Here is a 16,057-nt window from a genome sequence, read left to right on the forward strand (position 1 = left end):
GCATCCAGGTCATGGCTTTATCTTCCAGATGTCAGTCGCATATTCGCGGATGGTCCGGTCCGACGAGAACCAGCCCATCCGGGCGACATTATGTATCGCCTTCTTCGCCCACAAAGCGCCATCCGTCCAGAGCGCATCAACATTGCGCTGCGCGGCGGAATAGCTGTCGAAATCAGCCGCCAGCATGAACCAGTCATGCTCATAGATGCCCTGGATCAACCCCTTGTAGCGATCCGGGTCGTCGGGCGAAAATACGCCGCTGGCAATCGCATCGAGCGCCTGCGACAATTCGCGGCTCTGGCCGATCACCTCGCCCGGATTATAGCCATTGGCGCGGCGCTCATTCACTTCCTGCGCGGTCAGGCCGAAGATGATGATATTCTCTTCCCCCACATGATCGCGCATCTCGACATTGGCGCCATCCAGCGTGCCGATAGTCAGCGCGCCATTGACCGCGAACTTCATGTTTCCGGTGCCGGACGCTTCCATGCCCGCGGTCGAAATCTGTTCGGACAGGTCCGCCGCCGGGATCATCACCTCGGCCATCGACACATTGTAATTGGGCACGAACTGTAACTTGAGCAGCCCCTGCACCGCCGGATCATGATTGACCGCGCGCGCCACATCACCCGCCAGCTTGATGATCAGCTTGGCGTTATGATAGCTCGACGCCGCCTTGCCGCCGAACAATTTGACCCGCGGCACCCAGTCCTTTTCCGGGTGCGACCGGATCTGGTCATAAAGCGACACCGCCTCGACGATGTTGAGCAATTGCCGTTTATATTCGTGGATGCGTTTGATCTGAATGTCGAACATCGCTGCCGGATCGATCCGGGCGTTGACCTTCTGCCGCAGGATATTGGAAAGCGCTTCCTTGTTGGCCCGTTTGACGCCCAGGAACTTCTCCTGAAACGCGCTGTCGTCGGCGAACGGATCAAGGTCGCGCAGCGCTTCGGGATCGTCCATGAACCGGTCGCCGATCGCCTCGCGGATCAGCGCGAACAGCCCCGGATTGCACTGCATCAGCCAGCGGCGGAAGGTGACGCCATTGGTCTTGTTGTTGATCCGCGTGGGATAAAGATTGTGCAGATCGGCAAAGACCGTGACCTTCATCAGGTCGGTATGCAGCGCCGACACGCCATTGACGCTGTGCGATCCGGCAAAGGCCAGATTGCCCATCCGCACCCGCCGGTCGCCGCCCTCATCAATCAGGGAGATCGCACCGATCGCATGGTCATCAAACTGGCCCGACTTGCGCGCCTCCGCCAGCAATCGGCTATTCACCGCATAGACGATCTGCATGTGCCGGGGCAGCAACCGTTCGAACAAAGGCACCGGCCAGCTTTCCAGCGCTTCGGGCAGCAAAGTATGGTTGGTGTAGCTGAAGGTGCGCCGGGTAATGTCCCACGCCTCGCCAAAATCCAGCCCATGATCGTCGAGCATGATACGCATCAACTCCGCCACCGCCACAGCCGGGTGGGTGTCGTTGAGCTGGATCGCCGCCTTGTCCGGCAAAGTCACGATGCTGCCGAAATATTGGATGTGCCGCCGGACGATGTCCTGCAACGACGCGGAGGAGAAGAAATATTCCTGCCGCAGCCGCAATTCCTGCCCCGCCGCCGAACTGTCGGCAGGATAGAGAACACGGGTCAGCGATTCCGCACGATTGCTTTCGGCCAAAGCTCCCAGATGGTCCCCCGCATTGAATTTGGCGAGCAGGATCGGGTCGATCGGCTGCGCCTGCCACAGCCGCAGCGTGTTGACCCGCTTGCCGCGCCAGCCCGCAATCGGCGTGTCATAGGGGGTCGCGATCACCCGCTCGGACGGACGCCAGTGCATCTGGTTCGGCCCGACATCCTCGCCCTCGGCAGGATCGACCCGGCCGCCAAAGCCGACCTCATAACTCGCCTCGCGCCGTTCAAATTCCCATGGATTGCCATGCGCCAGCCAGGTTTCGGGCAGTTCGACCTGCCAGCCGTCGGAAATCTCCTGCCGGAACATGCCGTTTACATAGCGGATGCCATAGCCATAGGCGGGCACGTCGGTCGTCGCCATGCTCTCCATGAAGCAGGCGGCCAGACGGCCAAGCCCACCATTGCCCAGCGCCGCGTCCGGCTCCAGCGCCGCGATAATGTCGATATCGACACCCAGCGAAGCCAGCGCGGCCTGCATGTCGTCCAGCATTTCCATGTTGGACGCCGCATCGCGCATCAGTCGGCCGATCAGAAATTCCAGGGACAGATAATAGACCCGCCGCCCTTCTTCCTCATAGGTTTTCTGGGTCGAGGTAATCCAGGCGTCGATCACCCGGTCGCGGATCGAGAGGATGACAGCGTGCAGCCAGTCATGCGGCTTGGCCGCGGCGGCATTCTTGCCGATGCGATAGGTCAGCCGCTCGACAATCTCATGGGCCAGGACTTCGGGGTCAACCCGGCGCGGCGCGGGGATGGGAAGTTTGGTCTGGCCCTTGAGGTTCATGCGGCTGGTCCCCCTATTATGTCAGGGCGATGATGGCACAGCGTCCCGGCCCAAGCCAAAGGGTTTTTGCAGCGCAACAAAAAAATCAGCGCGCTGGGATGCACCGACGCTCGGCAATCGAATCCCGGACACCGGCGCGCAGTTCGGCCCGCACCGGATAAGCGCTCGATGGGAGCAACTGGGTCATGAAAATGCCGATCAGCTGCTCGATCGGGTCGATCCAGAAAAAGGTCGAAAACACCCCGCCCCAATAATATTCGCGGCTTTCAAGGCTCATCGCAACGCCCAGGCCAAAGCCCACGCCCTCATAATCGGCCTCGCTGAACATGCCGCTCGACAGGCTGGCCAGATCGCCGCCGCCCGGCAGGTGATTGTCCCGCATCATCGCCACGGTTTCCCGCTGCAACAGCCGCGCGCCATCCAGTTCTCCGCCGCGCAGCAACATGCGCGCTAAGCGGTGATAATCCGCCACGCTCGACACCAGTCCGCCGCCGCCCGACAAAAACCGCCCCTGCCGCCGCCAGCCGCTACGCGCTCCCAGATCGGCGATCACCCGCTGACCATCCTCATCCAGCCGCCAGGCGTCGGTCATCCGATCGACCTGATCATCCCGCACGACAAAACCGGTGTCGGTCATGCCCAGTGGATCGAAAATGCGGGTGCGGAAAAAGGCGTTCAGGTCCATCCCGCTTAGCCGTTCCACCACCACGCCCAGCACATCGGTCGACACCGAATAATTCCACTGCTCTCCAGGCGAAAATTCCAGCGGCAGCTGGCCAAGATCGGCGACAAAATCGTTCGACGTCCGCTTCTGCTGAAACTCGTCCAGTCCCAGCAACCGGTATCGCGCATCAATCGGCGTCTGGCGTTGCAGCCCATAGGTCAGCCCGGACGTATGACGCAGCAGGTCGATCATCCGCATCGCCTGTTTCACCCGCGCCCGATTGCTCCGCCCGACGCGCAAATCGGCAAATTCGGGAATGACGTCGGCCACCGGCGTATCGAGCGCGACCTTGCCCGCCTCCACCAGCATCATGAAGGCGACCGAGGTGACCGGCTTGGTCATCGACGCGATCCGAAACAGCGCATCATCCCGCAACGGCTCCCCGCTCGCCCGCGCCGCACCGCGCGCCATCGACAGCAAAGGCTGTTCATCGCGCGATACCAGCAATTGCATATGCGCCAGCTTGCCCGACGCCAGATAGGTCCGGTCCAGATGGCCGACCAACGCATCCAGCCGATCCGGGTCCATCCCCGCCGCCTGCGCCGCCGCCCTGTCCACGCCATCCGTCATGCCGTCATGCTCCCAATATTCGCCCTGACAACATGCGGAGACATTCACCACATCCGTTCGTCCTGAGCCTGTCGAAGGACTGTTCTTCTTTTCCAGAAGGACGCGGCTTCGACAAGCTCAGCCCGAACGGAAATATTGGCTAGCCGCCCCGTAAACAGCTTGGGCGTTGCCAAGACCCCGCCCGGCCATCTATGGCAACCCGCCAAGAACTGCCCCGCATTGGACATAGACAGGCATGGCCACCGGCCTTTCCGCACTTTTCATGGCAAACCGCGCTGCCCTGCTGCGCTTCCTGCGCGCGCGCGGCGCGGGGGAGAATGCGGAGGATATGATTCAGGACATGTGGATGAAGCTGGAGGCCAAGGATATCGGCCCGGTCGCCGATCCGCTGCCCTATCTTTATCGCATGGCCAATAATCTGATGCTGGACCGCTACCGATCCGCCACCCGGCGCGAACGGCGCGAACAGGATTGGGCGGAAGGGGCAGGCGGCGTGATGGCCGACCCAGCCGATGACATGCCGGTCGACGAACGGCTGATCCTCAACCAGACGCTGGACGAGGCGCGCGAGGTGCTGCGCGCACTTGGCCCGCGCGTCGAGCTGGTGTTCCGCCGCTTCCGTATCGAAGGGGTCGGGCAGCGCGCCATCGCCGACGAACTGGGGGTCAGCCTGACCACGGTGGAGAAGGATCTGCAAAAAGCCTATCGTGCGATGATCGCGCTCAAGCAGAAAATGGATACGGCATGAGCGGGTCGGCGGCGTCAGTCTCTGTAAGGGGCAAAAAATGAACAGGGCTGGAGCCATGATGCAAGAGGAAGCGCTCGGATGGGTTATCCGCACGCGCGATCCCGACTTTGTCGACTGGGAAGCCCTCACCCTGTGGCTGGAGGGCGACCCGGCGCGGGCCGACGTCTATGACGCGCTGATGGCCGCCGACACCGAGCTGGACAATATCATTCCGCCCGAACCCGTCGGCATGCCGGTCGCGGCCAATGATCCGGGTGAGCCGCAACGCCGGACATGGCGCTGGATCGGTGGCGGCGCGATCGCAGCCGCGCTGGTCGCGGCGATTTCGGTGGGCATGATGACCCGCGCCGACATCTACACCGTCTCCACCCGTCCCGGCGAAACGCAGACCATCGCGCTGGAGGATGGCACAAGGATCGACGTCAATGGCAGCACCACGCTGCGGCTCGACCGCAACGACACCCGCTTTGCCGCGCTCGACAGCGGCGAAGCAGCCTTCACCGTCCGCCATGACGAGGCCAACCCGTTTCGCGTGACCGTGGGCGACGCGGTGTTCGAGGATGCGGGCACGGTGTTCAACATCGTTCACACCAGCGACGCGACCCGCATCGGCGTGTCCGAGGGCAAGGTGATCTACAACCCGGAGGCGCAAGCCATCAGCCTGCCTGCCGGACGCGCGCTGACCGACGACGCGCAGGGTTTGCGGGTGATGGATGTCGCGCCTGCCGCAGTCGCCAGCTGGCGGCAGGGACGCCTGGTCTATGCCAATGCCGCCGTGGGTGAGATCAGCGAAGATATTGGCCGGTCGCTCGGCGTAAGACTGACCGCCACGCCCGGCGCACGGGCGATGCGTTTCACCGGCACGATCAGACTGGAAAAAGACCAGGCGCGCTTCTTTGCAGGCGCCGCGCCGCTGATGGGGCTGCGCGCGATACGCACCGGCGACGGCTGGATGCTGAAGGAAGGGAATGGGCCGCAAAGCTGACCTCCTGATCGTCACCGCCCTGGCAATCGCAACGCCCGCACAGGCGGCGGACAGACAGAGCATCAGCATCGCCCCCGCACGGCTGGGCGAGGCCGTGGTGGCGCTTGGCCGCCAAACCGGCGTCAGCGTCGGCATGTCCGACCAGTCGCTGGCCGGGATAGCGACCCCCGCCGTCACCGGCCGCCTGTCGGTGGAAGCCGCGCTCAAACGCCTGCTCCGGGGCAGCGGCGCGACCGCCTGGCGGATCGACGCCACCACCTGGCGCATTGTCCGCGCCCGGCCTGCCCCGCGCCCCAGCACGCCCGCACCAATCCCGGCAGCCCCCTTGGCTGAACAACCGGCAGCCGAGATCATCGTCACCGCCTCGAAACGCGACACGCCTTTGCTCCGCTATGCCGGCATGGTCGAAGCGCTAGACACCAGCCTCTTTTCCAGCGGAGAGGCTTCCGGCGGCACCGCCACGCTGCTGGCGCGGGTCGCGAGCCTCAGTTCCACCCATGCAGGCGCAGGCCGCAACAAGCTGTTCATCCGCGCCATCGCCGATTCCGGTGTCGCCGGACCGACCCAGGCAACCACTGGCCAATATCTGGGCGACATGCGCCTGAACTATGCCGCACCCGACCCGGACCTCAAACTCTATGACGTTGGCCGGGTCGAAATTTTAGAAGGGCCGCAGGGCACTCTCTATGGCGCGGGATCGCTTGGCGGGATCATCCGCATCATGCCCAACGCCCCCAATCTCGGCGCATTTGGCGGGCAAGTGTCGGCGGGCCTCTCCGCCACCCAGCATGGCGACCCCGGCGGCGACCTGTCCGCCACGCTGAATGTGCCGATCGTCGCGGAGAAGATCGCACTGCGCGTCGTTGGCTATGGCGTGCAGGAGGGCGGCTATATTGACGATGTCAGCCGCAACCTGAACGACGTCAACCGCACCCGCATTTATGGCGGACGGGCCGCTTTGCGCTTTGCCCCGGACGAAAACTGGACCATCGACCTCAATGGCGTGTACCAGCATATCGACGGTCGGGACGCCCAATATGCGACCCAGTCGCTCGACAGGCTCGAACGCGCCTCCAGTGTCGCCCAGCCCTATTTTTCCGACTATCTGCTCGGCAATATCAGGATAGAGCGTCAGTGGGATACGCTGCGCTTCGTGTCCTCGACCGGCTTTGTCCATAACGAGCTGGCCGAAAGCTATGACGCCACCCAGCCGGACGGCCCCGGCGCGCTGTTCCGCCAGCGCAATGATGTCGATATCTTTTCGACCGAAAACCGGCTGGTGCGCGATCTCGATAATGGCCTGGGCTGGATATTGGGCGCGTCCTACCTGCAAAGCCGCTCGAAGATCAGCCGCTCGCTGACCTCCTACGGCACCACCCCTTTTCAGCCGCAGGTCATCCCCGGCGTCCCGATGTTCGGCGACGGGATGCCCGCGACGGCGACCGGGGTGCGCAACAGCGTCAAGGAAGCGACCCTGTTCGGCGAAGCCTCGTTCGAGCCGGTCAAAGGCCTGATCGCCACGGTCGGCGGACGGCTGACCAACAGCCGCCTGTCGGGCGAGGCGCTCGATCCAGTCTCGGCCCTGTCGTCAGCCGATCTCGCCCGCGCCGAAGCCCAGGCGGACCGCAGCGAAACCATCTTCCTCCCCTCCTTCGCGCTGCTGACCGACGCGATTCCCGACATCACCCTCTACGCCCGCTATCAACAGGGCTTCCGGCCCGGCGGGCTGGCGGTGGATGACCAGCGGGTCCGCCGGTTCCAGAATGACCGCGCATCGACCGTCGAGATCGGCTTTCGCAAGGGCGTGCCGGGCCGCGACACGATCGCGATCAGCGGCAACCTGGCCTATACCGACTGGCGCAACATTCAGGCCGATGTGACCGACCGGATCGGCCTGCCCACCACCGCCAATATCGGCGACGGGCGCATCTACACCGTGGAAGGTCGGATCGTCGTGCGCCCGGTGCCGCGCCTGACGCTCGACGGCAGCATCATCTATAATGACAGCCGCCTGACCCAGCCCGCGCAATTCCTGCGCGCGCTCTCCTACGAAGGGCGGTCGCTGGCCCTGCCCAATGTCGCCAATCTGGGCGGGCGGCTGGCGTTTGACTATCGCGCGCCGCTGGGCGATGCGATGGCCCTGCATCTGTCGGGATCGGCCCGCTATGTCGGCAAGTCGCAACTGGGCGTCGGGCCGATATTGGGGCGGACGCAGGGTGATTATGTCGACACCAGCCTGTCCGCCAGCGTGACGCGCGGCCCCGTGCAGATGTCGCTCTCGCTCACCAACCTGCTCGACAGCGACGGCAACCGCTTCTCGCTCGGCACCCCTTTCGACCTGCACACCGACTATTACACGCCGCTGCGTCCCCGCACCGTGCGGATCGGCATCGACTTCGCTTTCTGAATATCGGTTCAGACGGAAATCCCGGTCCGGCACCGTCCTTCCTGCACGCGCGCATAACAATCAGGCGCGGCACGCAGAGGAGACATCATGCGACATCTACTGGCCTGCACGGCCATCGCCCCGGCGCTGGTCGCGCTGACGCTGGCCAACGCCATGGCAGCCACCACCATCGGCACGTCCACCACCACCGCGGTCAAGACATCGACCATCGCGAATGGATCGGCGGACGACATCATCATCAGTTCCGCCGGATCGATCACCCTGACGAGCGGCATCGGGGTCACGCTCGACAGCAATCATGACGTCAGCAATGCCGGCACAATCACGATCAACGACGCGAACAATGTCACCGCCATTCTGGCTGTCCCCGGCACCACCGGCGACATCACCAATAGCGGCACGATCACCCTGACTGAAAATTACACCGCGACCGATACCGACAGCGATGGCGACATAGATGGCACCTTCGCCAAAGGATCGGGCAAGACCGGCATCTGGGTCCAGTCCGGCGCAGCCCATAGCGGCAATGTCGCCCATAGCGGCACTATCACGGTCGAGGGCAACCAGTCTGCTGGCATCCGGCTTGACGGCGCACTGACCGGCAATCTGACGACCAGCGGCACGACCACCGTCACCGGCGACAACAGCTATGGGCTGGTCGCCAATGCCGTCACCGGCAATGTCACGCTGCGCGGTTCGACGTCCGTGCAAGGGGCAAACAGCATCGGCGCGGCTTTGCTGGGCGACATCAGCGGCGCACTCAAGATTCAGGGCAGCATCGCCAGCACCGGCTATCGCTCCACCACCCGCCCGACCGACGTGACCAAGCTGGACGCCGACGATCTGTTGCGGGGCGGCTCCGCCGTCGTCATCGCGGGCGATGTGGGCGGCGGCGTGATTTTCGATGTGCCGCCAACGCTCAGCACCACGGATACCGATGTGGACGATGACGGCCTGCTCGACGCCAGCGAAGGCAGCGCGTCGATCACCAGTTACGGCTCCGCCGCTGCGGTGCAGATCGGATCGTCCAGCGCCAACACCGTCATCGGTGCGGTCTCGGCCGACAGTTCGGGCTATGGCCTGATCGTCAAGGGCGCGATCGGTGGCTATGGCATTTATGATGGGGTCGCCGCCAATGGCCTGACCATCGGTGGCCTCGGCGGCAATGTTACCATCGCCAAGGGGGTCGCGATCGACGGCACGCTCTCCGCCGTATCCTATGACAGCAACGCCACTGCATTGCGGCTGGGGTCCGGGGCCAGCACCGGCACGATCAAGGTCGGCGGCACGATCGGCGCGACCGGATCGGCACTGACCGGCACATCGGCGCGCGCCATCGTCATCGACGCGGGTGCATCGGTCAACGCCCTGACCATCAGCGGCACTGTCGGCGCATCGGCGCTCAGCACGGAAAAGGGCATAGCGATCGCGATCCTCGATTCCTCCGGCACGCTCGCCAGCCTGTCCAACACCGGCCGGATCAGCGCATCGGGTGGCCTGACCAACACCGCGATCGACCTGACCGCCAACAGCAGCGGCGTCACCCTGACCCAGGCGCTCGCCTCCGCGACCGCCGCCGCGCCGTCGATCATCGGCGACATCAAACTGGGATCCGGCAATGACGCGCTCACCGTCTCGGCGGGCAGCATCACCGGCAATCTGACGCTGGGCGCGGGCAATGACAGCATTGCCCTTTCCGGCACGTCCAGCCTCAACGGCAATGTCGGCTTCGGTGTCGGCAATGCCAGCCTCTCCTTGGCCGACAGCGCCAAACTGACTGGCGCGGTCGATTTCGGCAGTGGCAGCGGCACGCTGACATTGGGCGGGACGTCAGCGTTGTCCGGCGCGATCAGCAACAGCGGCAATATGGCGGTGGTGCTGAACGGCGGCACGCTCAATGCCACCAACACCGGCACGGTGTCGCTTGCCTCCCTGTCCGCCAGCGGCACATCGACCCTTGGCGTCACCATCAACGCGGCGACCAATAGCGCGACCGTCTATGACGTGTCGGGTGCGGCCAGCTTTGCCAGCGGATCGCAGGTCAAGGTCAACCTGACCCAGGTCAGCGGATCGGCGGGCGACTATGTCATCATCCGCGCCGGATCGCTCAGCGGATCGCCGACGCTGGCGACCAGCACGCTGCTGCCCTATCTGTTCAAGGGCAGCGTCACTGGTGACAGCAATGCGGGCACCGTCACCCTCTCCATCGCGGCAAAAAGCGTCACCGATCTGGGCCTCACCGGATCGCTCGCCCGCGCCTATCCGGCGATCTTCAACGCGCTCGACAAGGACGCCGCGGTCGCCAGCGCCTATCTCGGCATCAACGACGGCACCACCCTCGCCACCAATTTGCGCCAGATGCTGCCCGATCATGCAGGCGGCACGTTCGAGGCGGTGACGTCGGGATCGCGCGCGACCGCGCGCATCCTGTCGGACCCCAATGGCATTTATCGCACCAAGGACGGGCGGCTGGGCTTCTGGCTGCAACAGGTCGGTTTCGGCGGGGCCAAGAGCGTAGGCGATACAGCCTCCTACGATATCAGCGGCTGGGGCGCTGGCGGTGGCGTCGAATATCTGACCGATCTGGGCGCGTTCGGCGGTTCCTTCGCCTATATCCACGCCAGCGACAGCAGCGGCAGCTCCAACAATGCAGTCGATTCCGACCAATATGAACTGGCGGCACACTGGCGCGGCCAATGGGGACCGCTGATGGCCTTTGCCCGGCTATCGGCAGCCCAAATCGGCTTTAGCGGCACCCGTCATTTTGAAAATGGCGACGTGACCCGGACCGCGGACGGCAAATGGGATGGCAAGCTCTATTCTGCGACCGCCGGGGTCTCCTATCAGTGGCAGATGGGGCGGCTCAGCCTGCGTCCCGCGATCGGCATCGACTATTACCGCCTGAAGGAGGATGGCTATAGCGAGAGCGGCGGTGGGGACGCCTTCAACCTCACCGTCCTGGGCCGCAGCAGCGACGAAACCACCGCCAACGGCACGGTGACGGCGGGCTATGATTTCGGCAGCCTCAAGCCCGAAGATGGCTGGGTCCGGCTGGAGCTGGAAGGCGGCCGTCGCCAGATCATTGGCGGATCGCTGGGCGATACGGTGGCCTATTTCAAGGGCGGCGATCGCTTCACCCTGGTGGCGGACGATCGCACCAATGGCTGGACCGGCCGCGCCCGCCTCTATGGCGGCACCGACACATTCCGCGTCGGCGGCGAATTCGGCGCGGAGGAACAACAAAATCACGTCGCCATCTCATTTAGGGCGACGGTTAACTTCGTGCTGTGACGTCTTGATTGTGAATGGACGGGCCACACCCCACAGACCCCACTCCCGGTCCGTCCGTTTAGTCCCGGCAACATCCCTCCCCCAGGGCGCCGGGCACAAAAAGAGGGGCGTCGCCGGCCCCCCCGGCGGCGCCCCTTAATTTTGGATCAGTTGTCAGCGTCAGTCGTTCGTAACCGCGCTGCTACAAGAGCTATTTTTCTTCGGTAAGGCCTACGCACTGTTTCCAGATTCCGCCAATCGTGCCGAATTGTTTGCGATACTCAATACGGCTGCCGGTTCCTTCCGGAAAAACCGAAAAAGCCATCGAAACGCCGCCATAGCCATTCTTAATCAGAACGACCTTTGAACCATTATCGCGGTCCATTGCCGCAGTGTTGTTCTTGTTCGCCAGGCAGAAGGCAACCTCATTGGCTGATGTTCGCGAATGAAATACTTCGGTCGGTTCCTTGTCCAAAACCTTCTGCGTCGAAGCACAGCCCGAAACCGCAAATGCCGCAGCGATACAGATGACAGCTCTCATTCAAATCCCCCCACTCATATAGTCGGCTATGATTCCGACTTTCATGTCACGATCCGTATCCGAAACGCGAATCAGCCCGCAAGCCCCTTCTTCACCAGTTCGTTCACCACCTGCGGGTTGGCCTTGCCCTGCATCGCTTTCATCGTCTGGCCGACGAAGAAGCCGAACAGCGCTTCCTTGCCGCCGCGATATTGTTCGACCTTGTCGGCATTGTTGGCCAGCACCGTGGCCACTGCCGCCTCGATCGCGCCGGTATCACTGGTCTGCTTCAGACCCTTTTCCTCGACGATCTTGCCGGGCGCGTCGCCGGTTTCCAGCATGATTTCGAACACCTGCTTGGCCAGCGATCCCGACAGCGTGCCATCGGCGACCAGCGCCAGCAATTCGGCGGCCTGCGCGGGACTGACCGGGCTGTCCTCCAGGCTTTTGCCAAGCCGGTTGAGCGCGCCATAGAGGTCCGACAGCAGCCAGTTGGCCGCCGCCTTGGCGACATCGCTCTCGCTCTTCTTCTGGGCGGCAGCGCTCTGCGCCAACAGCGTTTCGAACCAGCGGGCGGTATCGGCGTCGGCGGTCAGGGTCGCGGCGTTATAGGGCGACAGGCCCAGCGCCTGCTCATAGCGCTTGCGCTTGACGTCGGGCAGTTCGGGCAGCGAGGCGCGGCATTCGTCGAGGAAAGCGTCGTCCAGCACCAGCGGCAACAGGTCAGGATCGGGGAAGTAGCGATAGTCGTGCGCATCTTCCTTAGACCGCATCGACCGGGTCTCATTCTTGTCCGGGTCGTAAAGGCGGGTTTCCTGCACGATCTTGCCGCCGGCCTCCAGCACATCGACCTGACGGCTCGCCTCCCGCTCCACCACGGCCATGACGAAGCGGACCGAGTTGACGTTCTTCGTTTCCGTCCGCGTGCCGAGTTCGCCGCCGGGCTTGCGCACCGAGACATTCACGTCGGCGCGCATCGACCCTTGGTCCATATTGCCGTCGCATGAGCCCACATAGCGCAGGATCGTCCGCAGCTTGGCCAGATAGGCCCCTGCTTCGGCGGGAGAACGCATGTCCGGCCGCGACACGATTTCCATCAGCGCGACGCCCGACCGGTTGAGATCGACATAGGAGCTGGTGGGATGCTGGTCATGCATCAGCTTGCCGGCATCCTGCTCGACATGGATGCGCTCGACGCCGATCACCTTGCTGCTGGTTTCGGGGTTCTTTTCGTCCAGCACTATCTCGATCTGCCCTTCGCCCACGATCGGGTGATAGAGCTGGCTGATCTGATAACCCTGCGGCAAATCGGCGTAGAAATAATTTTTCCGGTCGAACCGCGACCATTTGTTGATCTGCGCGTCGATCGCCATGCCGGTGCGCACCGCCTGACGGATGCACTCGCGATTGGGGACGGGCAACATGCCAGGCATCGCCGCGTCGACCAGCGACACCTGCGTATTCGGCTCCGCCCCAAACGCGGTCGCCGCGCCGGAAAACAGCTTGGCATTCGACGTCACCTGCGCATGGACCTCCAGGCCGACCACGACCTCCCACTCACCGGTTGCGCCCTGGATGCGATAGGTTGATTCAGTCATCAGTCGTCCTTTGAAGGCGTGATCAACGGCACGCCGGAAAAATAGCTGCGGTAAAAGCGCGGGTCACGCGTCAAGATGGTCGCGCCGAGAGCCTGCGCATGGCCACCGATCAGAAAGTCGGCGAGGATGGATTTAGCCGCCATCGGTTGCTTTCGACGACGATGAAGCTGAAAGGCTTTCCCCGCCAGAAATGCCCCCTCAGGCATCAAGGGTTCCACATCGATAAGCATCGCAGCCAGAAGAACGCGCAGATCATCCAATGCCTCGAACCTTGGCGCCATTTCGCCAATCACTACCGGGTTTACAAATAGATAGGCACCAAAATGCGGCACGATTGATATTGGCAGCGGACCATTCAAACCAATGGGGATCACGATCCAGAACATCGATAAGCACGTTTGAATCGACAAGGATCACGGTTCGTAATTGCCCCGTATCTCCCGCATATACTCATCCGTACTCATACCGTCAGGATTGGGATATTTCCCGGCGATCGCATTGATCGCTTCGCGCACCCGTCGGCTTCGCTCCGCTGCTTCCTCAGGGCTGAACCCCAGAGGCGCGACCACCACTTGCCCCGCTTCATTCAGCACAACCTTGTAAGGCTGCCCTGGCACCAGACCGGCGGCGTCGCGCATGGCTTTGGGGATCAATATCTGACCCTTGCTCGTCATGGTTCCGGTGTCGATCTTGCTCTGCGCGTTCATTGCCCAATCTCCAGTGTTACCAAGGTAACACTTTGCAACCCTATCTTCAATCGCCGGTTACGCAATGGATGCGATGGGGCGATTCAGTCGTTGATCTTGCTCTAACCTAGCGAAAGGCGTGGCTGGATATGTAAGCCCCAATGAAGAAGATCGCAGCAAAACCAAACAACCACTTAAATGCCGTGACCACTATCCTGTCGTAAGTAACGTCGCCTAGCTTAGCCCGCGCAATTGCAATTGCGCCTAAGACTAAAACAATGACGATTCCGCCACTCATCTCACCACCACTTGTCCGGCCGCGCCACAAAGCCTGCCCGTTCTTCGATCGCCAACCCCGCGTTCAGCACAGTCTGCTCGTCCAGCGCCTTGCCGATGATCTGCAAGCCCAGCGGCAGGCCCTGGCTATCCAGCCCGCCTGGCACGCTCATTGCGGGCAGCCCGGCGAGCGAGGCTGGCACGGTGAACACGTCGTTCAAATACATGGCCAGCGGATCGGCCTGCTTTTCGCCCAGCGTGAAGGCCGCGCTTGGTGCGGTGGGGGTCAGCAGCAGGTCGCATTGTTCAAACGCCCGGTCAAAATCGCGCGAAATCAGCGCCCGGACCTTCTGCGCCTGGGTATAATAGGCGTCGTAGAAACCCGCCGACAGCACATAGGTGCCGATCATGATGCGGCGCTTGACCTCCGGCCCGAAACCGGCGGCGCGGGTCGCGGCATACATGTCCTGCAAGCCTGCGCCATCGGGCAGGTCGCGCTGCCCATAGCGCACGCCGTCATAACGGGCGAGGTTGGAGGAGGCTTCGGCGGGCGCGATGATATAATAGGTCGGCAGCGCATATTTCGTATGCGGCAGCGACACGTCCACCACGTTCGCGCCTGCGTCCCTGAGCCAGGCGATGCCCTTGTCCCACAAAGCCGCGATTTCCGCGTTCAGGCCATCGGGGCGATATTCCCTGGGAATGCCGACCGTCTTGCCGCGCAGGTCGCTGGACAGGTTCGCTTCCCACTGAGGCACGGCCAAATCAAGGCTGGTGGAATCCTTGGGATCGAAACCCGCCATCACTTCCAGCAGCAACGCATTGTCGCGCACCGTCCGCGCCATCGGCCCAGCCTGATCGAGCGAACTTGCAAACGCCACGATGCCCCAGCGCGAGCAGCGGCCATAGGTCGGCTTGATGCCCGAAATGCCGGTGAAGGCGGCAGGCTGGCGGATCGACCCGCCGGTATCGGTGCCAGTCGCTGCCGGGCAGAGCCGCGCGGAAATGGCCGAGGATGAGCCGCCCGAAGAGCCGCCGGGGGCCAGCGCCGCATTGTCACCGCCGCCGCGTTTCCAGGGCGAGATGACATTGCCGAAATAGCTGGTCTCGTTGGACGATCCCATGGCGAACTGGTCAAGGTTCAGCTTGCCCAGCATCCCTGCGCCCGCCGCCCACAGCTTGCCCGACACGGTCGATTCATAGGTTGGCACGAAACCTTCCAGCATGTGCGACGCAGCGGTGGTCTGAACGCCCTCTGTGCAGAACAGATCCTTCATGCCGATCGGCACACCAGCCAGCGCGCCCAGCGTTTCGCCAGCGGCCTTCGCAGCATCGGCTGCACCCGCAGCGGCCAGCGCCTTTTCCGGCGTTTCGACGATGAAGGCGTTAAGCGCCTTGGCCGCCGCGACATTAGCGTTGAAACCTTCGGCCACTTCGCGCGCGGAAAAATCACCAGCGCGGAATCCGTCGCGGATTTCGGCTACGGTCAGGTCAGTAAGATTGGTCACTCGATCACCTTGGGAACGGCAAAAAAGCCATGCTCGGCCTGCGGCGCATTGGCCAGCACATGCTCGCGGACATTGCCGTCGGTCACGGCGTCCACGCGCAGGCGTTGGGTGTTGGGGATGACGGCGGTCATCGGCTGTATGCCGGTGACGTCCACCTCGCCCAATTGCTCCACCCAGCCAAGGATGTTGTTGAGTTCAGGCACCATCGCTTGCGCTTCGGCGTCGGTCACCGAAATGCGCGAGAGGCTGGCGATCTTTTTTACGGTTTGAAGGTCTATCGACATGGC

12 protein-coding genes are annotated in these 16,057 nt (G+C 63.1%); 4 read left to right on the top strand and 8 right to left on the bottom strand.

Going from position 1 to position 16,057, the window contains the following annotated elements:
• Window positions 1-9: 9 nt before the first annotated feature.
• Both D0Z70_RS04510 and D0Z70_RS04515 read right to left on the bottom strand, forming a co-directional pair.
• Window positions 10-2,478 carry a glycogen/starch/alpha-glucan phosphorylase gene (locus tag D0Z70_RS04510; protein WP_119744234.1) on the bottom strand — a complete coding sequence of 823 codons (2,469 nt, stop codon included), beginning with the start codon at window positions 2,476-2,478 and terminating at the stop codon, window positions 10-12.
• An 85-nt stretch (window positions 2,479-2,563) separates the two neighbouring features.
• Window positions 2,564-3,772, bottom strand: a complete 1,209-nt coding sequence (locus D0Z70_RS04515; RefSeq protein ID WP_119744236.1) for a serine hydrolase domain-containing protein — start codon at window positions 3,770-3,772, stop codon at window positions 2,564-2,566.
• A gap of 235 nt (window positions 3,773-4,007) precedes the next feature.
• On the opposite strand from D0Z70_RS04515, the gene D0Z70_RS04520 reads away from it, so the two are divergent.
• The 4 genes from D0Z70_RS04520 to D0Z70_RS04535 all read left to right on the top strand — a co-directional run bounded on the left by D0Z70_RS04520 (window position 4,008) and on the right by D0Z70_RS04535 (window position 11,203).
• Complete coding sequence (locus D0Z70_RS04520; RefSeq protein WP_119744237.1) at window positions 4,008-4,520, top strand: RNA polymerase sigma factor; 513 nt, start codon at window positions 4,008-4,010, stop codon at window positions 4,518-4,520.
• Window positions 4,521-4,575: 55 nt separating this feature from the next.
• Window positions 4,576-5,505, top strand: coding sequence for a FecR family protein (locus tag D0Z70_RS04525; RefSeq protein ID WP_119744238.1), 930 nt, complete (start codon window positions 4,576-4,578; stop codon window positions 5,503-5,505).
• Complete coding sequence (locus D0Z70_RS04530) at window positions 5,489-7,912, top strand: TonB-dependent receptor (RefSeq protein WP_119744240.1); 2,424 nt, start codon at window positions 5,489-5,491, stop codon at window positions 7,910-7,912. The genes D0Z70_RS04525 and D0Z70_RS04530 overlap by 17 nt, the downstream gene beginning before the upstream one ends.
• A gap of 87 nt (window positions 7,913-7,999) precedes the next feature.
• Window positions 8,000-11,203 (top strand): autotransporter outer membrane beta-barrel domain-containing protein, encoded by a 3,204-nt coding sequence (locus D0Z70_RS04535; protein ID WP_119744242.1) that lies wholly within the window; start codon window positions 8,000-8,002, stop codon window positions 11,201-11,203.
• 190 nt (window positions 11,204-11,393) lie between these two features.
• Here the strand turns inward: D0Z70_RS04535 and D0Z70_RS04540 are convergent, their stop codons facing one another.
• The 6 genes from D0Z70_RS04540 to gatC form a co-directional block, all read right to left on the bottom strand.
• A complete protein-coding gene (locus tag D0Z70_RS04540) occupies window positions 11,394-11,723 on the bottom strand; it encodes a hypothetical protein (RefSeq protein WP_239018811.1) in 330 nt (109 codons plus the stop codon).
• A 71-nt stretch (window positions 11,724-11,794) separates the two neighbouring features.
• Entirely contained in the window at window positions 11,795-13,300 is a 1,506-nt protein-coding gene (gene gatB / locus D0Z70_RS04545; RefSeq protein ID WP_119744243.1) for an Asp-tRNA(Asn)/Glu-tRNA(Gln) amidotransferase subunit GatB, read from the bottom strand.
• Window positions 13,300-13,686, bottom strand: coding sequence for a type II toxin-antitoxin system VapC family toxin (locus tag D0Z70_RS04550; RefSeq protein WP_239018812.1), 387 nt, complete (start codon window positions 13,684-13,686; stop codon window positions 13,300-13,302). The genes gatB and D0Z70_RS04550 overlap by 1 nt, the downstream gene beginning before the upstream one ends.
• Window positions 13,687-13,713: 27 nt before the next feature.
• Window positions 13,714-14,007 (bottom strand): AbrB/MazE/SpoVT family DNA-binding domain-containing protein, encoded by a 294-nt coding sequence (locus tag D0Z70_RS04555; RefSeq protein WP_037477348.1) that lies wholly within the window; start codon window positions 14,005-14,007, stop codon window positions 13,714-13,716.
• Window positions 14,008-14,285: 278 nt separating this feature from the next.
• Entirely contained in the window at window positions 14,286-15,770 is a 1,485-nt protein-coding gene (gene gatA, locus D0Z70_RS04560; RefSeq protein WP_119744244.1) for an Asp-tRNA(Asn)/Glu-tRNA(Gln) amidotransferase subunit GatA, read from the bottom strand.
• A complete protein-coding gene (gatC, locus tag D0Z70_RS04565) occupies window positions 15,767-16,054 on the bottom strand; it encodes an Asp-tRNA(Asn)/Glu-tRNA(Gln) amidotransferase subunit GatC (RefSeq protein ID WP_119744246.1) in 288 nt (95 codons plus the stop codon). Before gatC ends, gatA begins: the two co-directional genes overlap by 4 nt.
• Window positions 16,055-16,057 lie beyond the last annotated feature (3 nt).

It is taken from the genome of Sphingobium terrigena (assembly GCF_003591655.1).
Classification (GTDB): Bacteria; Pseudomonadota; Alphaproteobacteria; order Sphingomonadales; family Sphingomonadaceae; genus Sphingobium; species Sphingobium terrigena.